The 18943-nt window shown below is 68.8% G+C and carries 20 protein-coding genes; 12 read left to right on the top strand and 8 right to left on the bottom strand.

Going from position 1 to position 18943, the window contains the following annotated elements:
• The first annotated feature begins 357 nt into the window (after positions 1 to 357).
• From ACLJRM_RS29260 to ACLJRM_RS29235, 6 genes are all read left to right on the top strand, one after another.
• Positions 358 to 2052, top strand: a complete 1695-nt coding sequence (locus ACLJRM_RS29260) for a phospholipid carrier-dependent glycosyltransferase (protein WP_410664879.1) — start codon at positions 358 to 360, stop codon at positions 2050 to 2052.
• A 230-nt stretch (positions 2053 to 2282) separates the two neighbouring features.
• Positions 2283 to 3383 carry a 3,5-dihydroxyphenylacetyl-CoA synthase DpgA gene (gene dpgA / locus ACLJRM_RS29255; protein ID WP_101612857.1) on the top strand — a complete coding sequence of 367 codons (1101 nt, stop codon included), beginning with the start codon at positions 2283 to 2285 and terminating at the stop codon, positions 3381 to 3383.
• An 11-nt stretch (positions 3384 to 3394) separates the two neighbouring features.
• A complete protein-coding gene (gene dpgB / locus ACLJRM_RS29250; protein WP_233223879.1) occupies positions 3395 to 4039 on the top strand; it encodes an enoyl-CoA-hydratase DpgB in 645 nt (214 codons plus the stop codon).
• Complete coding sequence (dpgC, locus tag ACLJRM_RS29245; protein WP_410664878.1) at positions 4036 to 5262, top strand: (3,5-dihydroxyphenyl)acetyl-CoA 1,2-dioxygenase DpgC; 1227 nt, start codon at positions 4036 to 4038, stop codon at positions 5260 to 5262. Before dpgB ends, dpgC begins: the two co-directional genes overlap by 4 nt.
• Positions 5259 to 6056, top strand: a complete 798-nt coding sequence (gene dpgD / locus ACLJRM_RS29240; protein ID WP_101612860.1) for an enoyl-CoA-hydratase DpgD — start codon at positions 5259 to 5261, stop codon at positions 6054 to 6056. Before dpgC ends, dpgD begins: the two co-directional genes overlap by 4 nt.
• 227 nt (positions 6057 to 6283) lie before the next feature.
• Positions 6284 to 7372, top strand: a complete 1089-nt coding sequence (locus ACLJRM_RS29235) for a 3-deoxy-7-phosphoheptulonate synthase (RefSeq protein ID WP_410664877.1) — start codon at positions 6284 to 6286, stop codon at positions 7370 to 7372.
• Here ACLJRM_RS29235 and ACLJRM_RS29230 read toward each other — a convergent pair whose 3' ends face one another.
• A complete protein-coding gene (locus ACLJRM_RS29230; RefSeq protein ID WP_410664876.1) occupies positions 7373 to 7774 on the bottom strand; it encodes a winged helix-turn-helix transcriptional regulator in 402 nt (133 codons plus the stop codon).
• A gap of 28 nt (positions 7775 to 7802) precedes the next feature.
• Here ACLJRM_RS29230 and ACLJRM_RS29225 point away from each other — a divergent pair, with 28 nt between their 5' ends.
• Positions 7803 to 8384, top strand: a complete 582-nt coding sequence (locus ACLJRM_RS29225; RefSeq protein ID WP_410664875.1) for a hypothetical protein — start codon at positions 7803 to 7805, stop codon at positions 8382 to 8384.
• A gap of 7 nt (positions 8385 to 8391) precedes the next feature.
• Here the strand turns inward: ACLJRM_RS29225 and ACLJRM_RS29220 are convergent, their stop codons facing one another.
• Positions 8392 to 8637 (bottom strand): hypothetical protein, encoded by a 246-nt coding sequence (locus ACLJRM_RS29220; RefSeq protein WP_410664874.1) that lies wholly within the window; start codon positions 8635 to 8637, stop codon positions 8392 to 8394.
• A 61-nt stretch (positions 8638 to 8698) separates the two neighbouring features.
• Entirely contained in the window at positions 8699 to 9601 is a 903-nt protein-coding gene (locus ACLJRM_RS29215) for an oxidoreductase (protein ID WP_101612863.1), read from the bottom strand.
• A 95-nt stretch (positions 9602 to 9696) separates the two neighbouring features.
• Between ACLJRM_RS29215 and ACLJRM_RS29210 the strand changes: the two genes are divergently transcribed.
• Positions 9697 to 10353: a DNA-binding response regulator gene (locus ACLJRM_RS29210; protein ID WP_410603684.1), complete on the top strand. Its 657-nt coding sequence runs from the start codon at positions 9697 to 9699 to the stop codon at positions 10351 to 10353.
• Here ACLJRM_RS29210 and ACLJRM_RS29205 read toward each other — a convergent pair.
• Both ACLJRM_RS29205 and ACLJRM_RS29200 read right to left on the bottom strand, forming a co-directional pair.
• The gene (locus tag ACLJRM_RS29205; RefSeq protein ID WP_410664873.1) at positions 10350 to 11243 is read right to left on the bottom strand and encodes an ADP-ribosylglycohydrolase family protein; all 894 of its coding nucleotides are present in this window, start codon (positions 11241 to 11243) and stop codon (positions 10350 to 10352) included. The genes ACLJRM_RS29210 and ACLJRM_RS29205 overlap by 4 nt on opposite strands.
• A 45-nt stretch (positions 11244 to 11288) precedes the next feature.
• On the bottom strand, positions 11289 to 11648 hold the full coding sequence (locus ACLJRM_RS29200; protein ID WP_410664872.1) for a winged helix-turn-helix transcriptional regulator: 360 nt from the start codon (positions 11646 to 11648) through the stop codon (positions 11289 to 11291).
• Positions 11649 to 11739: 91 nt separating this feature from the next.
• Between ACLJRM_RS29200 and ACLJRM_RS29195 the strand changes: the two genes are divergently transcribed.
• The 3 genes from ACLJRM_RS29195 to ACLJRM_RS29185 all read left to right on the top strand — a co-directional run bounded on the left by ACLJRM_RS29195 (position 11740) and on the right by ACLJRM_RS29185 (position 14379).
• Positions 11740 to 12579 carry an SDR family oxidoreductase gene (locus tag ACLJRM_RS29195; protein ID WP_101612867.1) on the top strand — a complete coding sequence of 280 codons (840 nt, stop codon included), beginning with the start codon at positions 11740 to 11742 and terminating at the stop codon, positions 12577 to 12579.
• Between the two features lie 248 nt (positions 12580 to 12827).
• Positions 12828 to 13139, top strand: coding sequence for a hypothetical protein (locus ACLJRM_RS29190; RefSeq protein WP_101612868.1), 312 nt, complete (start codon positions 12828 to 12830; stop codon positions 13137 to 13139).
• 34 nt (positions 13140 to 13173) lie between these two features.
• The gene (locus ACLJRM_RS29185; protein ID WP_410664871.1) at positions 13174 to 14379 is read left to right on the top strand and encodes a peptidoglycan-binding protein; all 1206 of its coding nucleotides are present in this window, start codon (positions 13174 to 13176) and stop codon (positions 14377 to 14379) included.
• A 499-nt stretch (positions 14380 to 14878) separates the two neighbouring features.
• Here the strand turns inward: ACLJRM_RS29185 and ACLJRM_RS29180 are convergent, their stop codons facing one another.
• Positions 14879 to 15289, bottom strand: a complete 411-nt coding sequence (locus ACLJRM_RS29180) for a hypothetical protein (RefSeq protein WP_410664870.1) — start codon at positions 15287 to 15289, stop codon at positions 14879 to 14881.
• A 115-nt stretch (positions 15290 to 15404) separates the two neighbouring features.
• The gene (locus tag ACLJRM_RS29175) at positions 15405 to 17063 is read right to left on the bottom strand and encodes a hypothetical protein (protein ID WP_410664869.1); all 1659 of its coding nucleotides are present in this window, start codon (positions 17061 to 17063) and stop codon (positions 15405 to 15407) included.
• Positions 17064 to 17269: 206 nt separating this feature from the next.
• Between ACLJRM_RS29175 and ACLJRM_RS29170 the strand changes: the two genes are divergently transcribed.
• Positions 17270 to 17623 carry a hypothetical protein gene (locus ACLJRM_RS29170; RefSeq protein ID WP_199193075.1) on the top strand — a complete coding sequence of 118 codons (354 nt, stop codon included), beginning with the start codon at positions 17270 to 17272 and terminating at the stop codon, positions 17621 to 17623.
• A 64-nt stretch (positions 17624 to 17687) separates the two neighbouring features.
• On the opposite strand, the gene ACLJRM_RS29165 is transcribed toward ACLJRM_RS29170, so the two are convergent.
• Entirely contained in the window at positions 17688 to 18899 is a 1212-nt protein-coding gene (locus ACLJRM_RS29165) for an amidohydrolase family protein (RefSeq protein WP_410664868.1), read from the bottom strand.
• Positions 18900 to 18943 lie beyond the last annotated feature (44 nt).

Genomic DNA, 18943 nt, shown 5'->3' with positions numbered 1-18943 from the left:
CGTAGTCCGTGAAGGCCTCCTTCCCTACCTTCAGGGTAGGCAAGGAGGCCTTCACGGACCTGCGACCAACTCCAGCCACAACCAGCAGGTACCTAAGACCCCTTCGGCTCTAACCCGAAACGCCACTCACGACCACCCCGCCACCGCCGCTCCTCTCCGGCACCCCCAGACCAAGTTCCGCCCGTGGACCGGATCAAGGGCGAAGATCATAATGATCAAGCTCTCTGAGTAACTGTCCCGTTACTGATCCGATAGGCGAACGCCGGTTCGCCGGGGGAAGGACGCCTCTTGACGACCAAGGGCATTGACGCGCCATCGGAGCTTCCAAGCCCGCCGGAACCGGACCGGTTCGGCTGGGTGAGACGAAACCGGCGATGGCTGCTCGGGCTCGCCGTGTTCGCGCTGCTCGCCCAGATGGCGATAGCGATGATCACGACGGCCGTGGAGCAGTCCCCGACCATCGACGAACCGGTCTACGTCGGCACCGCGGTGGTCTACCTCGACCAGCACAGCCTGCGGTACAACCCCGAACACCCTCCGCTGGGCAAGCTGATCATCGCCGCCGGAGTGGCTTTCACCGACCCGAAGATCGACCCGGCCTTCGACGGTCACGAGTGGGAACTCGGCAAGCACGTCGTTTACGAGGCGGGCAACGATCCGGAACAGCTGATGCTGGCCGCCCGGCTGCCGGTGATCGTGCTGACGCTGTTGTTCGGGCTGGTCGTGTTCGCGTTCGCTTCCGACTTGGCCGGCCGCGCCGGCGGGCTGGTGGCGCTCACCCTGTTCACCTTCTCGCCCGACGTCATCGCGCACGGATCACTGGCCACGCTCGACGTCCCGGTGGCCGGTTTCCTGCTGACGTCGGCCTGGCTGGTGTGGCGTGCGAGAAGCCGTCCCGCCCTCTACCTCCCGCTCGCCGGACTCGCCCTCGGCGCGGCCACGGCCACGAAGGTCCTTTCCCTGGTGGCGGTTCCGGTCCTGGTCCCGCTGGCCGTGCTGTCCGTCTGGCACGCCCGCCGCGCCCGGGGCCTCGACCTGAAGAGCCCGGCCCTGCTGATCGGCCGCGGCCTGCTGGCGTCCGCCGGGATGGCGCTGATCGCGATCGCCGTCGTGTGGGCCTCGTACCTTGTCGTGGATCCGGGCCTGCACTGGGAGACGCCGGAGGGAATGCAACCCCTGCACGGGATGCGGACCCTCGTCGAGTGGTTGCCGTTCCCCCAGCCGTTGAAGGACGGCATGCGGTTCCAGTTCGAACTGGAAGACCACGTGTGGCACAACTTCCTGTTCGGCAGGCATTACACGGGTTCGCTCTGGTACTACGGGCCCGCCGCGCTGCTGGTGAAGACGCCGCTGGGCGCGCTGGCGATTTGGCTGGCGGGCGCCGCCGTGATGCTGTCGGTTCGCCGGTTGCGCCCGGCGGCACCGTATGTGCTCATCCCGACGGCCGTGCTGATGGCCACGGCCATGGTCATCGTCCGCGACAACGGCGTCCGGTACCTGGCCTTCGCGCCGATGTTCCTGGCCGTCGCGGCGGCCGCGGTGGTCGTCCTCCGGCGGCGGTGGGTGAAGGTGGCCGCGACAGTGCTGGTGGTCCTCGCCGCGGTCAGCTCGCTGCTGACGTTCCCTTACTACCTCCCGTATTCCAATATGGCGTTCGGCGGCCCGGCGAACACGCACCGGTACCTGCTCGACTCGAACGTCGACTGGGGCCAGGACCTCGGCCGCCTGGCGGATCGCCTGAAGGAGAGCTACCCGGGCGAGCGGACCTGGCTCGTCTACCAGGGCAGCGCACTCCCGTCCTACTACGGCATCGACGCCGCCGACCCGTTCAGGGTGCCCGTGGACGAGGTGCACGGGCTGCTCGCGGTGTCGGACTCCGCGATTCTCGGGGACTATGACGACAGTTCGGGCGGAGGCGGCGGCGTCGGCGGTCTCGGGGGCGGTGAGGTCTCCGGGGTTTCCGGTGCCACCGGCCGGCTGGCCGCGCTGCTCGACAGCAGCACGCCGATCGACACGGTGGGCCACTCCATCACGATCTACCGGCGGCCGTAGGGCACGCCGTCAGTCCACTTGAGACGTTCCGTCGGCGGTCATTCGTCCGAATCGTTCGTCCGTAACCAAAATCCGGCTGGGAACGGGCCTTGGACGATTGACCGCCGAGTTCGGCGAAGCCTAATTTCAGGAATGTTCACTCGAGATCCGCGAAAGGTGAGATCGATGCCCGCTGCGCAGTTCAAGCAGCTGTTCCGTAGCAAGCTGAGAACATGGGGGTGGATGTACCGATGACTGCCATTGCCGAACCGGCCGAGGACCTTTCCGTTTTCACCGGGCTGACCGAGATCACCAGGTTCGCCGGGGTGGGGACCGCCGTGTCCGCGTCGTCCTACTCGCAATCCGAACTCCTCGAAATCCTCGACGTCGAGGATCCGAAGATCCGGTCGATCTTCCTGAACAGCGCGATCGACCGGCGCTTCCTCACACTTCCGCCGGAGGGTCCCGGCGGGCAGCGAGTCTCGGAACCGCAGGGCGATCTGCTGGACAAGCACAAGAAACTCGCGGTCGACATGGGATGCCGGGCGCTCGAGGCCTGCCTGAAGTCGGCGGGAGCGACGCTTTCGGACCTGCGTCACCTGTGCTGTGTCACCTCGACCGGTTTCCTGACCCCCGGCCTCAGCGCGTTGATCATCCGCGAACTGGGGATCGACCCGCACTGCAGCCGTTCGGACATCGTGGGCATGGGCTGCAACGCGGGCCTGAACGCGCTCAACGTGGTCTCGGGCTGGTCCGCGGCACATCCTGGTGAGCTCGGCGTCGTCCTGTGCAGCGAAGCGTGTTCCGCCGCTTACGCCCTCGACGGCACCATGCGGACCGCGGTGGTCAACAGCCTCTTCGGCGACGGATCGGCGGCCCTCGCGGTCATCTCCGGCGACGGCCGGGTGCCCGGCCCGCGGGTCCTGAAGTTCGCGAGCTACATCATCACCGACGCGGTCGCGGCGATGCGCTACGACTGGGATCGCGAGCAGGACCGGTTCAGCTTCTTCCTCGACCCGCAGATTCCTTACGTCGTGGGCGCGCACGCCGAGATCGTGATCGACAGGCTGCTGTCCGGTACGGGGCTGCGCCGCAGCGACATCGGCCATTGGCTGGTGCACTCCGGCGGCAAGAAGGTGGTCGACGCGGTCGTCGTCAATCTCGGCCTGAGCCGGCACGACGTCCGCCACACCACCGGAGTGCTCCGCGACTACGGAAACCTCTCCAGCGGCTCCTTCCTCTTCTCCTACGAGCGGCTCGCCGACGAGGACGTCACCCGTCCCGGGGACTACGGCGTGCTCATGACCATGGGGCCTGGCTCCACGATTGAAATGGCGCTTATTCAATGGTGACGCGTAACGAAGTGAACGGCGAACTGGTGCTGCGTTTCGACGGGGCCCGGCCGCTGTCGGCCGCGGCGGTCGAGGAGATCGACGCGCTCTGCGATCGCGCCGAAGACCACCGGGGAACGGGACCGGTCACCATCCACGTCACGGGCGCCCCGCCCGCGGGCTGGGCGAATGGACTCGCCGTCGGCCTGGTCAACAAGTGGGAACGGGTCGTGCGCCGGTTCGAACGGCTCGGCAGGCTCACGGTCGCGGTGGCGTCGGGGGAGTGCGCCGGAATGGCGCTGGACCTCCTTCTCGCCGCCGACGTCCGGATCGCCGAGCCGGGCACGCGGCTGCGGCTCACGTGGGTCGGCGGCGGCGCCTGGCCGGGGATGACGATCTACCGGCTCACCCAGCAGGCCGGTGCGGCGGGGATCCGGCGGGCCGTGCTGCTGGGAACGCCGATCGAGACCGCTCGCGCGCTCGCCCTCAACCTCGTCGACGAGGTGACCGCGGACCCGGCGGAGACGCTGGCCGGGCTCGCCGATGCCACGGACGGCGCGGAGACGGCGATCCGCCGTCAGCTGATCTTCGAAGCGGGCTCGACTACCTTCGAGGAGGCGCTCGGCGCTCACCTGGCCGCGGCGGACCGGGCGTTGCGACGGGAAGCCAAGTCGTGACAACGGATTCCGTGACTCTGCCGCCAGGGCTCGATCTTCGGGCCCTGGCGGGGGAGGCCCACCGGGTCGACGACGGCGTCCGGGCGATGCGCGCGGACTTCATGGAGGCGCATGCCGAGGAGATCTACGCCGAGCTCACCGACGGCCGGACCCGGTACCTGCGCATCGACGAACTCGTCAATGCCGCCGCCCTCGCCTTTCCCGGCCTGGTGCCGACGGAAGCGCAGATGGCGGCCGAGCGCTCGCGGCCACAGGCGGAGAAGGAAGGGCGCGAGATCGACCAGGGCATCTTCCTGCGCGGGATCCTGCGTGCCCCGAAGGCCGGTCCGCATCTGCTCGACGCCATGCTCCGGCCCACTTCCCGGGCGTTGCGGTTGCTGCCCGAATTCGTCGAGACCGGCGTCCTGCAGATGGAAGCCGTCCGGCTGGAACGCCGCGACGGCGTCGCACACCTGACCCTGTGCCGGGACGACTGTCTGAACGCCGAGGACGCGCAACAGGTCGACGACATGGAGACCGCGGTCGACCTGGTGCTGCTCGATCCGTCCGTCCGGGTGGCGCTGCTGCGGGGCGGCGTGATGAGCCACCCCCGGTACCGGGGCCGCCGGGTGTTCTGCGCGGGGATCAACCTCAAGAAGCTGAGCGCCGGCGAAATCCCGCTCGTCGACTTCCTGCTGCGGCGGGAAATGGGCTACATCCAGAAGATCTTCCGCGGCCTGTACACCGACGGCTCGTGGCACTCGCGGTTGACCGCCAAGCCGTGGATGGCGGCCGTCGATTCCTTCGCGATCGGTGGGGGGACTCAGCTCCTCCTGGTCTTCGACCACGTGCTGGCGGCGTCCGACGCGTACCTCAGCCTCCCCGCGGCGAAGGAGGGGATCATCCCCGGCGTCTCGAACTTCCGGCTTTCCCGGATCGCCGGGCCGCGGGTGGCCCGGCAGGTGATCCTCGGCGGACGCCGGATCCAGGCGGCCGAGCCGGACGCCCGGTCGATCGTCGACGAGGTCGTCCCGCCGGAGCAGATGGACGTGGCGATCGAGGGCGCACTGGCCCGTCTCGACGGAGAAGCGGTGGTGGCCAACCGGCGCATGCTGAACCTCGCCGAGGAACCGCCGGAGGAATTCCGCCGGTACATCGCCGAGTTCGCGTTGCAGCAGGCGTTGCGCATCTACGGCGCGGATGTGATCGGCAAGGTGGGCGGCTTCGCGGTGGGGTCGCGATGAGCGAAACCCGGGTGCGGTACGAGAAAAAGGACCACGTCGCCCACGTGACGATGGACCGGCCCGACGTGCTGAACGCGATGGACCGGCGGATGCACACGGAACTCGCCGGGATCTGGGACGACGTCGAGGCCGACGACGACATCAGGGCGGTGGTCCTGACCGGCGCGGGGGACCGCGCGTTCTCCGTCGGCCAGGACCTCAAGGAACGCGCGCGGCTGACCGAAGCGGGCGTGGAGCCCTCGACGTTCGGCAGTGGCGGTCAGCCGGGTCATCCCCGGCTCACCGATCGGTTCACGTTGTCCAAACCGGTGGTCGCCAGGGTGCACGGATACGCGCTGGGCGGCGGTTTCGAGCTGATGCTCGCCTGCGACATCGTCGTCGCCTCCGAGGACGCGGTGTTCGCCCTGCCGGAGGTCCGGCTCGGATTGATCGCCGGCGCGGGCGGGGTTTTCCGGCTGCCGCGGCAGTTGCCGCAGAAGGTGGCGATGGGGTATTTGCTGACCGGGCGCCGGATGGACGCGGCGACGGCGCTTCGCCACGGACTGGTGAACGAGGTCGTCCCGGTGTCCGAACTGGATCGGTGCGTCGCCGAATGGACGGACGATCTCGTCCGTGCCGCCCCGCTTTCGGTCCGTGCCATCAAGGAGGCCGCACTGCGGTCGCTCGACCTCCCGCTCGAAGAAGCGTTCACCGCCTCGTATCCGTGGGAAGAACGCCGCAGACGGAGCGCGGACGCGAGCGAGGGCGCCCGTGCCTTCGCCGAGAAAAGGGATCCGATCTGGACGGGCCGGTAAAGTGCGGACGGCGCGCGGAAACAGGGTTGGACAGGGCTTTTTCCATTGTTTTGAGTGACGGATGGTGGGAGATTTCGACGTAAGCGAAATCTCCGAAAATTCCTCATCGCTTGCGTGAAGCCGGGCTTTCTCAGCCTGTTTCTTCGTTCACCCGAGACCGCCGCCCAGGCCGGGAAATCCCGGCTTTCCCTGACGCCCGGTGCCGGCAGAAACCCTGGATATCTGTGATGACAACCATCGCCGCCGTCGATCTCGACAACCAGCGCATCGACCGCATGGTCCCCCTGGTCACGCCGGCCTTGCTGCACCACGAACTGCCGCTCAGCACCACCGCGGCGGACACCGTGCGGCAAGGCCGCGAAACCGTCGTCCGCGTCCTCGACGGGACGGACGACCGGCTGCTCGTGATCGCCGGACCCTGTTCCATCCACGATCCCGCCGCGGCACTCGAATACGCCGACCGCCTGGCGTCGGTCGCGGGCCGATTCGTCAACGATCTCCTGATCGTCATGCGCGTGTACTTCGAAAAGCCCCGTACGGTCGGCGGCTGGAAAGGACTCATCAACGACCCGCACCTCGACGGCACCGGCGACGTCAACCGCGGCCTGCGTATCGCACGGGACCTCCTTCTCGAACTCGCCGAAGGCGGCCTGCCCGCCGCGTGTGAATGGCTGGACACCACCATTCCGGCTTATCTCGCCGACACCGTCTCGTGGGGCGCGATCGGCGCCAGGACCGTGGAAAGCCAAAACCACCGGATGCTGGCCAGCGGCCTTTCCATGCCCGTCGGTTTCAAGAACCGCCGCGACGGCGATGTCTCCGTCGCCGTCGACGCGATCCGTGCCGCCGAAGCACGCCACGTCGTTCCCGGCGTCGACCCCAGCGGGTTGCCCGCCATCCTGCACACCGTCGGCAACCCCGACTGCCATCTCGTCCTGCGCGGCGGGAACTCCGCGCCCAACCACAATCCCGCGTCCGTCCGCGCGGCGCTCACCGCGCTGCAGACCGCCGGTCTGCCGCGCCGGGTCGTGATCGACGCCAGCCACGACAACAGCCGCAAAGACCATCTGCGGCAGGCCATCGTCGCCGACCAGATCGCCGACCAGATCAGGACCGGCCAGCGCGGCATCGTCGGCGTCATGCTCGAATCCAACCTCCAGGCGGGACGGCAGGACCTCCACCCCGACCGGCCGCTCACCTACGGACAGTCCATTACGGACGCTTGTATCGACATGGCCGCCACCCAGGAAGTCCTGCAGAACCTCGCCACGGCGACCGCCGCCCGGCGACGGCAGGGCAAGTCGGGCGCGAAGTGACTACCTGATCGCGCCGGCGCACCCCATCGCCGGATTCGGCGCGGCCTCGCCGCCGGTGCGCTCGAGGTGCGCCTCGCCCCAGACCCTGACCGCTTCGACCACGGGCAGAACCGTGGTCCCGTAGGGCGTGAGCCGGTAGAGGACGCGCGCCGGGACCGGCCCGGTCTCCACACGTTCGACGAGTCCGTCGGCCTCGAGTTCGCGTAACTGCTCGGCCAGCACCTTGGGGGTGATGGGGGTGCCCCGGCGGCGGAGGCCCGCGAAATGGGACTCGCCGTGGGCGAGCCAGTACAGCAGGGTCAGCTTCCATTTCCCGCCGAACGCGGCGAACGCCGCCGCCATCGGGCAGCCGGGCAGGGGATTGGGGCGAGAGGGGTTACCCGCAGGTGCCTTCTTGTCCATGGCCGGACTCCACTCGGATAGTCGGACCATGACCGTGCCATACAAACGAATCCTGACGGTGGGCCTCGCGGCCTTCATGCTGATCGCGACGGCGGTGTCGGGCGACGCCTCGACGCCGCCCGCGTCCTCGACGGGCGCGGACGGCCAACGAGCCTTCGACTGGGAGATCGGCACCTGGCGCTCCACGGTGCGGGTCCTCGCCGAGCCGCTTTCGGAGACGGCCGACGAGTGGCTGCACTTCGCGGGCACGAGCACCGTCCGCCCCCTGCTGGACCGGCGGGCCAACGTCCTCGAATTCGAGGTCTCGGGGGCGAACGGCCGCATCGAAGCCCTCAACCTGCGGCTGTACGAGCCGCAGGCGAAACGGTGGAGCCTGACCTTCGTCAACATCCGCGACGGTCTGCCCACCCCGGCGGTGTACGGCGGGTTCCGTGACGGCGTCGGCGAATTCCTCGGCGACGACCAGTACGGCGGCCGTCCGGTCAAGGTGCGCTTCCGTGTCGTCCGCCCGAGTCCGGACGAGGCGAGGTTCGAGCAAGCGTTCTCGGCGGACGGCGGGACGACCTGGGAAACGAACTGGGTCGCCGTGGATCACCGCATCCGGCGGTGAAATGCGGTCACCTGCCGGCATCCGCCGGGTCGTCGGTCTTTTCGCGGGTTTCGATGACCTCCGTCGCGCCTCGTTTGCTGAACGCCGCCCAGAGGTTGAACCCGATGATGCCGATCCCGACGGCGAGCCACAGCCAGAGAAACCCGTTGTTCCGCCCGATTCCGCTGAAGAGGCCGAACAGGAGAATCGCCGCTCCGAACACCGCGCCGAAGATCGCCATCGGTTTCGACGGTTTCACGCTGAAAGAGGTCACTCTTCGACACTCCGATCGTGTAGTTCCCCCATGCGGTCGGAGTGCCCACCGGCCCGCTCCGTCAAACGCCGCCCGCGATGCCTTCGAGCAGGGCCAGTTCCTCGCCGCTGAGCCGGATACCGCCCGCCGCGACGTTCTCCTCCAGATGGTCCGGGTCGCCGGTACCGGGAATGGCGAGCACGTGGTCCCCGCGATGGAGAGTCCACGCGAGCCGGATCTGCGCCGGGGTCGCGTCGTGAGCCGCGGCGACCCGGGCGACCTCGGCCTGCCCTGGCACGGCACCGGGAGCGGCGCCCGGAAGCGAGGTCGTGACGGCGAAGAACGGCACGAACGCGACGCCGTGTTCGGCGCACAGGTCGACCAGGGCGTCGTCCTCCCGGTCGGTCAGGCCGTAGCGATTCTGCACGCAGACCACCGGCGCGATGGTCCTCGCTTCGGTCAGCTGGTCGGCCACGATGTTGGAGATACCGAGATGGCGGATCAGGCCCGCCTCGCGCAGGTCCGCGAGCGCGCCGAAATGTTCGGCCACCGAGCCGGGTTCCTTGCCCATCCCGGCGCCCCAGCGCAGGTTGACGACATCGAGGTGGTCGAGGCCGAGCTGACGGATGTTCTCCTCGACCTGGCCGCGGAGCTGGTCGGGACGCGCGAACGAGAACTCGCCGTCGCGGGAACGGCCCGCTCCGACCTTCGTGGTGAGCACGAGGTCTTCGGGATAGGGCTGGAGCGCGGTGCTGATCAACTCGTTCGCCGACCGCGTGGGGGTGAAGTAGAACGACGCGGTGTCGATGTGGTTGACGCCGAGCTCGATCGCCCGGCGCAGGACGGCGATCGCGTCGTCGCGGCTCTTGGGCTTCTCGTCCCAGGGCATCCCGGTCAGCCGCATCGCGCCGAGACCGACGCGGTCGACCGTGCGGTCACCGAGCCGCCAGGTGGCCGGGGGAGTGCTGTCGCGGAGATTCGTCATACCCGTCAGCGTCGCGACGGGCCCGCCGGAGGTCAGGAAATGGCAACAACCTGCCACCTGGTCGCGGGCGGCGAAGGTGGGGCAATATCGATCCCATGCGGACGAGTGATGCGGTCACGGTCGTGCACGGCGAGGAGGAACTGTTCCGGCGGGTCGGGCACTTGTTCTCGACGGTGACCGACCTCGCGTGCGCCGCCAACGACCTCGCGACCTGGGTCGCCGATCGCCGGTCGGACGAGCTCACCGCGGCGGCGGAGCGCCGGACCGGCGACCTGCGGATCCGCAAGATCTACCGGGCGGGCCTGCTGCTCGATTCGGTGTCCGCGCAGGAGCTGGCGAGGATCCGCGACCGGTTCGGGGCGCAGATCCGGATCTCCGCCGAAGACGTCAACGAAACGATCATCATGGACGGCAGGCTCGTGATCCTGGCCGGCGACCTCATCGCGGGGCGGCGCGGCTACAGCGTCATCACCCAGCCCGAAACCGTGCAGGGAGTGATGTCGCTGTTCGAGACGGCCTGGCGCTCGGCGACCGATCTCGCCGTCTACGACGCGCGGGTCTCCGAGATCCGCCGTCTCGCGCCCGCGGTGCTGGACCTGCTCGGCAGCGGCGTCAAGGACGAAGCCGCCGCCAGGACCCTCGGCCTCGGCGTGCGGACCTACCGGCGCCGGGTGGCCGAACTGATGGCCGCGCTGGGCGCCGAGTCCCGTTTCCAAGCGGGTGTCCGGGCACGCGAACTCGGCTTGGTCTAGCCGTCGACGGCGCCCGCCCAGTCCGGGAGGGGCTCGCAGGCGGCCCGCCAGGAGGGCGGTAGCCCGTCGACACCGACGTGGGCGGCGACGATGCCCCCGACGATGGCGCAGGTGGTGTCGACGTCGCCACCCGCGCCCGCCGTGATCCAGATGGCCTGCTCGTAGTCGTCGAGGTTCCGTGCCGCGGCCCACAGCGCGAACGGCACCGTGTCGTGGGCGCCGGTGTAGCGGCCGTTGCCGAGTTCGTGGACGGCGATCGCGGACGACGGCACGTGGGCCAGGCCCCGGGCCGCCCAGACACCGTGGTGCACCCGGCCCGGGGGTACCCGTCGCAGGACCTGGTCGAGGAAGTCCCTCGGCGACGGCGGCTCGGGGGCGGCGGCCAGCGCGGCGGCGACCGCGACGGCGATCGCGCCCGCCACTCCGTCCGGATGCGTGTGGGTCACCTCGGCCGACAGCGCCGCCTGGCGCGCGGCCTCGTCCGGATCGTCGGCGAACCAAGCGCCGAGCGGCGCGACGCGCATGGCGGCGCCGTTGCCCCAGGAACCCTGTCCGTCGAACAGGTCCGCGACCAGTTCGCGCCACGAGCCGCCCTCGCGGACCAGCCGCAGCATCCGGTTCATGGACGGTCCGTAGCCTCGGTCGAAGTCGTGGCGCGCCGCGAAGCTCGCGGCCAATAGGTCTTGGTCGACGTGGCCGGTCCGGGTCAGCACGGCGAAAACCGAGCACGCCATTTCGGCGTCGTCGGTCCATTGCCAGGGGCTTGGCGGCGGTTGCCGCCGCTCCCAAGCGTCACGATTGTCGGGGACGAAGAACTGGGAACCCAGAGCGTCGCCGAGGGCGAGTCCGTACAGGGAGTTCAGGGCGAGTGCTCGCCGGTCAATGGTCATCACGACCATCTTCGCCTTAGGGGGCGCCCGGTGTCGCGTCGTTTCTCAGGCCGACAACCGCGCCGTGATCCGGTCGAACAGCTCCGTCAGCGGTTCGCCGACATCCCGGCCGAACTCGGTCAGCCCGTAGGTGACCTGGGGCGGCGTCGTCGGTTCGACCTTCCGCCAGACAAGGTCGTCCTCGACCAGCGCGCGCAGGGTCTGGGCGAGCATCTTCTCGCTGATGCCCCTGATGCTTTCGCGCAGTTCGTAGAACCGGAGGTCGGTGTTCCGCAGGGAGATCAGCACCCAGACACCCCACCGGCTGGTCACGTGGTCGACCACGTTGCGAGCGGGACAGTCGGTGTGAAACACCTCATACGGCCGCCCTGACCCGGTCTCCTTGAGCTGTGCGCCTTCCGCCATGTCATGAGCTTACCCGGAGGTATGTCCTTACCAAAAGTTAGCTCCGCTCCTAGCGTTCCGGCCACAGAAGACATCGGACGAGGAGCTGTTCATGATCGTGGTGACCGGGGCTACCGGAAACATCGGCAAGCCGTTGACACAGGCGTTGGCCGAGACGGGTCAGGAGGTGACGGCGGTGTCGCGGCACGCCGCCGCGGTGCCGGACGGCGTCCGCCACGTGGTGGCCGACCTGGCCGACCCCGCCGGGCTCGAGCCCGTGTTGTCCGGGGCGAAGGCGTTGTTCCTGTTGCTGTCCGGCGACCTGCACGCGGCCGGAGCCAGCCCGGCCGACGTCATCGGCCAGGCCGCGGCGAGCGGGGTCCGCCGGGTCGTCCTGCTGTCGTCGCTGGGCGTGGCGACCAGGCCCTTCGGCTCGACGCGGATCGCGCTGCGAGCGGTGGAGGACACGCTGCGGGAGTCCGGGATGGACTGGGTCATCCTGCGTCCGGGTGGTTTCGCCTCCAACGCCCTGTGGTGGGCCGAGTCCGTCCGTGAGCGGCAGGTGGTCGCCGCGCCGTTCGGTGACATCGGGGTGCCGGTCATCGACCCGGCCGACATCGCCGACGTCGCGGCGGCCTGCCTGCTGGACGACCGGCACACCGGCGGCGTCTACGAGCTGACCGGCCCGGAGGTGATCACACCGCGTCAGCAGGCGGAGGCCATCGCCACCGCCCTGGGCTCGCCGGTGCGGTTCCACGAGCTCACCCGCGCCGAAGCCAAGGCCGGCATGGCCGAGACCATGCCGGCGGAACTCGCCGACGACACCTTGGACATCCTCGGCTCCCCGAAGCCGGAGGAGGTGCGCGTCAGCCCCGACGTCGAGCGGGTCCTCGGCCGGGCACCTCGCCCCTTCTCCGACTGGGCGGCCCGCGCCATCGCCGCTTTCCGCTGATACCGATCCCGTCACCAGGCGCCCCGGAACCGATTCCCGGTTCCGGGGCGCCTGGCGTTTCGGCCAGGGCGAATGCGGATACCGACGCGGTAAGATCCTCCCGCCGACGTGGGGAACCAAAGCGCGGCCGGATGCGTCGGTGTACACGAATGTGGTCATCCGCGTTTCGGGAAACGGTGCGCACAGGTGACTGTGAGCTCATAGGCTGCGCGGTAGAGCAGCGTGGGACAGCAAGTGAGGGAGCACTCATGACTCGCCGATTCGATCCAGAGCAGATCGCCGCGCTGGCCAAGAAGGTCGGCGGGCTCAAGGACGGCTTCAGCAAAACGGGCAAGGACCTGGGCGACGGCGACCCCGGTGGCGCGTTCGGCGACCTGAGCAACGCGGCCAACACGGGTAAGACGGTGAAGGGTTTCCACACCGGGGTGAACGCCCAGCTGGCCGCCGCCGAGAAGCTCGTCGACGCCGCTTCCCAGGCATTGGCCAACGCCGCCCAGCGCATGCGTAACGACGAGGCCGCGGGTGTCCACACCCTCGGCGGCAACCGCGAGCGGTCTTGATCGGACTGAAGACGGGGACCAGGGGGATTTACCGATGACCACCGCGGAACGTGACCAGCGTGCGCTCGACGACCCGGCGCACGACCGGCCTAAGTCGCTGGACGCCATCGACAAGCACGCCCAGCAGGCGCAGAAGCTCAACGCCGGTGCCGTCAACGATCAGGCAGCGAAGGTAGGCGGAGCCGCCACCCGCGCCAACGATCTCGGAGACGATCTCAAACTCTTCCGCGACGACGTGCTGCGCGAATGGGAAGGCAAGGACGCCGACGCCGTCGCCGACCACCTCGAGAAGCTCGGCAAGGCCAGTTACAAGGTCAGTGACAAGGCCGAAGCCGCCAAGAACATTCTTCAGCGCGTGTCCGAGATCCTCGACGACACCAAGAAGAAGGTCGCCCAGCTCGCCCAGGAAGCCAACGACAAAGACGCGGACAATCGCGCCCTGATCGGCGCGGCCCGGAAGCGGAAGAACAGTTCCGACGACGAGAACGAGATCGCCGCCGCCGCGTCGGACATCGAGCGGCTCCGGCAGCTCAACGAAAAAGACTCCAACGGCAAGAAAGACGAGATCGAGCGGGTACTGGACGCCGCCGAGAAACAGATCGACGATCTCCTCAAGCCGCTCGGCCTGGAAATCGAGAACGGTTTCCTGGAATTGGTGCCCGCCGACACCGGCCAGACCACGGCGTCGAGCGTCAAGGCCAGCCCCGTCGATTCCCGCATCAGCCCGACTCCCAGCTATGGCGGCGGGGACGGCGGTGGTGGTGGCGGAGGCGGCGGCGGTGGCGTCGCCGGGGTGCAGGGTGACGGGCGGCCCGCCAAGCCGATCGACGCGCAGGGCGACAACCCGGCCAAGATCGCCGAGCAGTTCCTCGGGCGCAACGCCGGTGACCTCAAGGGCAGCGGTGAGCTTCCCGCGATGCAGTCCTGGGTGCCCAACAACGTCAACTGCGCGAACTTCGTCTCCGGCTGCCTGGAGGCTTCCGGCCTGATCGACAAGGGCCAGGCCAGTGCCTCCGTCGCGGGCCTGACGGCCAACCTCGAAGCGGACGGCTGGAAGTCGGTCCCGCTCTCCGAGGCGAAACCCGGCGACGTGGTCATCTCGAACAACGGCGGGCACGTCGTGCTGTACGCGGGCGATGGTCAGTTCATCGGCTCGAACAACGTCAACCCCGACGGTTCCCAGAAGATCAGCATGGGTGGCGGTGGCGGTCTCGTCAAAATCCTGACCCCGCCGACCTGATCCGCTTCACCTCGTGAGTGGTAGGGACGGTTAGAGCGGACCGGTATTTGCCTACCTACGCGTGACCAGGGCGAAGATGGTGTGCGGTAGTCGAGGGGGTCGCTCAGGTCTCGGAGTTCGATGACACCGGAATCTCACCGCGGCACGTTCGAGTGTGGAGGATGTTTGATGATGAAGGAATGGGGACGTTGAGTGTCCCGATTCCTTCATCGTCGAGGGGTCGCTCCGGTCTTGGTACTTGATCGACGGAGGATCGGGGACACTCAACGTCCCCGATCCTCCGTTGATCAAGACCGTGCCACCCCCGCAACCTCGCGAACGGCAGCCGAGCGGGGAGGATTTGGGACGTTGAACGTCTCAAATCCTCCCCACTCGCCCACATCGGCATCCAGAACAAGCGCTACAAGCCACCGAGATGACATCAGGAGCCAGTGGGTAGGCAAATACAGGTCCACCAGAACCCGAATCGCCACTCACGAGGCTTGAGCTTGTGCCGAAGTCAGAACCCGAACAACGTCCGCGGCGCTTCGTGGTCGTCCGCCCAGGTCAGCCAGGCGACGTCCGTCGGGCCGATGGCGTAGTCGGACAAGCGCCAGGACCGCGCGTCGTTGTCGGCGGCCGCCTCGTCCCGCTTCTTGAGCAGGGCGACATAGACGTCGGACATGACGCCGTCGGCCCGGCGTGCCTCGTAGACGGTGCCGTCGTAGTACGGACGGCCGGCTTCGGTGCCGCGCATCGTCCCTTGCAGGAACACCCAGGGCCCGACGCGGTCGAGCTGTTCCACCTCCACCCGGACACGATCGCCGAAGTACTCGTCGAGTCGTGCGGTGGCGGCCTGGAGTACCGCTTCCCGGACCGGGTCACCGGGGGTCAGCGACACCGGAAAGGACCGGGCGGACGGGCTGTACATCGAGCTACCTCCCAAGAGCGGAACAGCGATCCGGCCGACCGTGGCGACCGTATCTGCTGGCTCCGGTGATGCTACAGCTTCGCCCCTGCCCAGTCCTGGCTTCGGCGACACGCGGTCACCAGCAGAGCGCCAAGGCCTGTCTCCGTTCCCGGACGGCCAGCGCGACCGAGGCCGCGGCCAGTCCGCTCACGACCACCACCGCGGCCGCCAGCTGTCGAAGCCGCCACGCGGATCGGTGCGCCCGGGCCGTCTCTTCTTCGCGGGCCTGGATGCTCGCGTCGAGGAACTGGTGTTCCCGGAGGGTCAATCTCGTCCCTCCGGCCAACTCGATCGCTTCATCGAGCTGGTTGCCCCGGTAGAGCGGCGCCGGGTCGCGGTTCGCGCGCTCCCACACCCCGGCGGCCTCGGTCAGCCGCCGATGCAGATACAGGGCGCCACGGCCGGTGGACAGCCAGCTCCGCAGCCGCGGCCATTCCCGGATGAGCGCGTCGTGCGCGAGCTCCAGCCCGTCGGCACCCGCGGTCACGAGCCTGGCGTCGATCAGCCGGGCGACCACCGGCGCGGCGGCCGGCTCGAGTTCGTGCGCGGGGACGCGCCGCCGGGTGTCGTGGTCTTCGGCGCTCAGCGTGGTCAGCCGGACGAACACGTCCCGTGCCTGCTGTCGCCCGAGCTCGTCGAACTCGCCGAAGACCTCCTCGGCTGTGTCCGCCAGGGCACGCGTTATCCCGCCGGCAGCCTGGTACGCGGCGAGGGTGAGCGTGGCGCCGTGAGGGCGTTGCCAGGTCCGGCGCATCGCCTGGGAGACGAGCGGGAGAACGCCGTGCCCGCACGCCGTCTCGGCCATGACCGTGGCGACCAGCGCGCCTTCCAGCTGGTGCCCGGCGGCGATCGCCGGGCGCATGATCGCCGAGCGCAGCTGCTCAGCGGTCATCGGCCCGGCGTCGACCCGGTTTTCAGGCCGCAGCGCCGCGGCGAGCGCGGGCCACCTGTCGCAGTGTCCGATGAAATCCGAACGCACACCCACCACGAGCCGGGTCCGGCTGTCCGGCTCCTGGACGGCGTGCAGGAGCACCGCGACGAAGGCGTCACGCTCCTCCACGGTCCGGCAGCGGGTGAAGACCTCTTCGAACTGATCGACCACGAGCAGGAGTTCCGCGTCCTCGTCCCGCCTTGCCAGGAGCTGACGGACACGCAGATGCAACGCCGCCGGATCCGCCGTCAGCTCCCCGTGCAGCCGGACCGCCGATCCGCCGCTCACCGCGGCCAGCTGGATCGCGCTTTCCCGGAGCGGATGCGGCCCGGGAGTGAACCGCAGGATCGTCCGATCCCGGCCGGATCGCCGGACCGCCGCGATCAGCCCGGCCGCCAGTAAGGACGACTTGCCGGATCCCGAAGCGCCGGAAACCGCGAGGAGTCGCCGTTCGGTGACGTGGCGCGACAATTCTTCGACAAGGCGGTCGCGGCCGAAGAAATAGTCGGCCTGGTGCGCCCCGAAAGCGTTGGGACCCGGATAGGGGATCTCTTCGTCGATTTCCTCGGTCTCCGGGACACGGTTCATCGCGGCGGTCCCGTACCAGCGCTCCTCCCACTCGGCGACGTCACCTTCACATGCCCGGACATAGGCCAAGGTCACCGCCAGAGTCGGCAGTTTCCGGCCACCCGCCGCGTCGGACAAGGTGCTCGCCGCGTAGTGGGCCCGCTTGCTCAATTCCCGGTACGGCGGGCTTCCGGCGTTCTCACGCAACCGTCGCAGATCCCCCGCGAACTGTGACAACGAATCTTCTTCCGTAACGAATGGACGTTCATGTCGTGGCATCAGCCACCCCCCAGGTGTCTGCTTTTCCCCATTGTCCGGAAGTTTGTCGTTCGCTGTCCACTCCCCGGCACAGAACACTGCCGGCGCACTAGACAGGTGACAGCGGGTGCCGTGCTTCACGCGGCTCTCGCTCTCGAAAATCGGAAATGATCACTGGAGGGGAAATGAAAAACGTGGGGATCCGCGGAATCGCGGTGGCGGCGGGGGCCGTCGCACTCACCGGGGGCATCCTGCTGGCAGGTGCCGGCTCGGCGTCCGCCGATACCGAGGTGAAGCATCACTCGGCGATCGGCGGGGAGGTCGGCACCAGTCACGTGGGCAGGTGGACGACCACCTACTACGACGGCGTCGCCTGGAACGCCACCGTGTTCGTCGACTACGGCCGCAGCGGCGCCTACACCAAGTGCTCGGACGGCCACCGGGTCTACGGACCGACGGTGGGACCGGGAACCTGGCTGTGGGGCGGCGATTGCTACAACCACGGCAACATCGTCGACTACGGCTCGTACGAAGGCTGACAACAGCCTGAACGGCGGCCCGTTCCCTCCTTGGGGGCGGGCCGCCGTCACCCGTCCGGGTCGATCAGAGGTCCACCACCGACAGTCCGTCCGCCACGACGACGCCGTCGTGCAGGACCGTGCGGTCCTTGCCGCGGTCCATCACCGCGCTCGTCGGGGTTTCGCCGTCCACCAGCAGCAGGTCGGCGCGGTCGCCCACGGCCACGCCGGGGCGGTCGGCGATGCCCGCCAGCCGCGGGACGTCGTGGCGCATGATCGACGCGCCGCCCATCGTCGCGACGGCCAGCGCCATTTCGATCAGGTCGTCGCGGCGGAAGCCGTGCGTGAAGGCCAGCTGCCAGGTGCGGTCGAGCAGATCGCAGTTGCCGTACGGGCTCCAGTAGTCCCGCTGGCCGTCTTCCCCCAGGCCGACGCGCACGCCCGCGGTCGTGAGGTCCGCCAGGGACAGCTGGCCGTCGACGGACGGCGCGACGGTCGCCATCGCGATGTCCAGCTCCGCGAAAGTGTCGATCAGGCGGCGGCTCACCGACTCCGAAATCGAGCCCAGCTCGTACGCGTGGGACAGGGTCACCTTGCCGCGCATGTCCAGCGCGCGGACCCGCTCGATCACCAAATCGGTCGAGAACACGCCCAGATGCCCCGGCTCGTGCAGGTGGATGTCCACCTCGACGCCGTACTTCTCGGCGAGGCCGAAAACGACGTCGAGATGTCCCTTGGGGTCCTTGTCCAGCGAGCACGGGTCGATCCCGCCGACGACCGTGGCGCCTGAACGCAGCGAGGCCTCCAGGACGTCCACGGTGCCGGGCTCACGCAGGATCCCGGTTTGCGGGAACGCCATCACGTCGACGTCAGCGTGCCCGGCGAACCGCTCCTTCGCGGCGAGCACGGCGTCGAGCTTCTCCAGCCGGCAGTCGACGTCCACCTGCGCGTAGGTGCGCACCCGGGTGGTCCCGTTGGCGATCATCCGCTCCAGCGTCCCGGCGACGCGCTCGGGCAGCGGCACCTCGGCGTCACGCCAGTTCTCGCGGTCGTTCAGCATCATCGCCCAGACGCCCGGCGCGCCCGTATGCGGCCGGAACGGCAGGCCGACGCGAGTCGAGTCCAGGTGGACATGCACGTCGCTGAACGACGGGAACAGCAGCCGCCCGCGCCCCTCGACCGTGCCGGGCGGCGGCGCGGCGGCGGGATCGTGCGCCCGCACCGCGGTGATCCGGCCATCGGCCACTTCGACGTCACTGTGCTGTCCACCCCACGGGCGGACGTCACGGATCAACACGGAGAGCACCTTTCTCGACGAGGTCCCGGCGACTCACTTTGGCA

The sequence above is a fragment of the Amycolatopsis sp. lyj-84 genome, from assembly GCF_046549075.1.
Taxonomy (GTDB): Bacteria; Actinomycetota; Actinomycetes; order Mycobacteriales; family Pseudonocardiaceae; genus Amycolatopsis.
Note: the sequence above shows the minus strand (reverse complement) of the source record. Positions and strands in the feature narration are given on the sequence as shown.

Excerpts from the sequence above, each read along its gene's own strand:
- dpgA (WP_101612857.1), top strand. The coding sequence starts at position 2,283 with ATGACTGCCATTGCCGAACCGGCCGAGGACCTTTCCGTTTTCACCGGG.
- dpgD (WP_101612860.1), top strand. The coding sequence starts at position 5,259 with ATGAGCGAAACCCGGGTGCGGTACGAGAAAAAGGACCACGTCGCCCAC.
- ACLJRM_RS29235 (WP_410664877.1), top strand. The coding sequence starts at position 6,284 with ATGACAACCATCGCCGCCGTCGATCTCGACAACCAGCGCATCGACCGC.
- ACLJRM_RS29230 (WP_410664876.1), bottom strand. The coding sequence starts at position 7,774 with ATGGACAAGAAGGCACCTGCGGGTAACCCCTCTCGCCCCAATCCCCTG.
- ACLJRM_RS29225 (WP_410664875.1), top strand. The coding sequence starts at position 7,803 with ATGACCGTGCCATACAAACGAATCCTGACGGTGGGCCTCGCGGCCTTC.
- ACLJRM_RS29215 (WP_101612863.1), bottom strand. The coding sequence starts at position 9,601 with ATGACGAATCTCCGCGACAGCACTCCCCCGGCCACCTGGCGGCTCGGT.
- ACLJRM_RS29210 (WP_410603684.1), top strand. The coding sequence starts at position 9,697 with ATGCGGACGAGTGATGCGGTCACGGTCGTGCACGGCGAGGAGGAACTG.
- ACLJRM_RS29205 (WP_410664873.1), bottom strand. The coding sequence starts at position 11,243 with ATGACCATTGACCGGCGAGCACTCGCCCTGAACTCCCTGTACGGACTC.
- ACLJRM_RS29200 (WP_410664872.1), bottom strand. The coding sequence starts at position 11,648 with ATGGCGGAAGGCGCACAGCTCAAGGAGACCGGGTCAGGGCGGCCGTAT.
- ACLJRM_RS29195 (WP_101612867.1), top strand. The coding sequence starts at position 11,740 with ATGATCGTGGTGACCGGGGCTACCGGAAACATCGGCAAGCCGTTGACA.
- ACLJRM_RS29190 (WP_101612868.1), top strand. The coding sequence starts at position 12,828 with ATGACTCGCCGATTCGATCCAGAGCAGATCGCCGCGCTGGCCAAGAAG.
- ACLJRM_RS29185 (WP_410664871.1), top strand. The coding sequence starts at position 13,174 with ATGACCACCGCGGAACGTGACCAGCGTGCGCTCGACGACCCGGCGCAC.
- ACLJRM_RS29180 (WP_410664870.1), bottom strand. The coding sequence starts at position 15,289 with ATGTACAGCCCGTCCGCCCGGTCCTTTCCGGTGTCGCTGACCCCCGGT.
- ACLJRM_RS29170 (WP_199193075.1), top strand. The coding sequence starts at position 17,270 with ATGAAAAACGTGGGGATCCGCGGAATCGCGGTGGCGGCGGGGGCCGTC.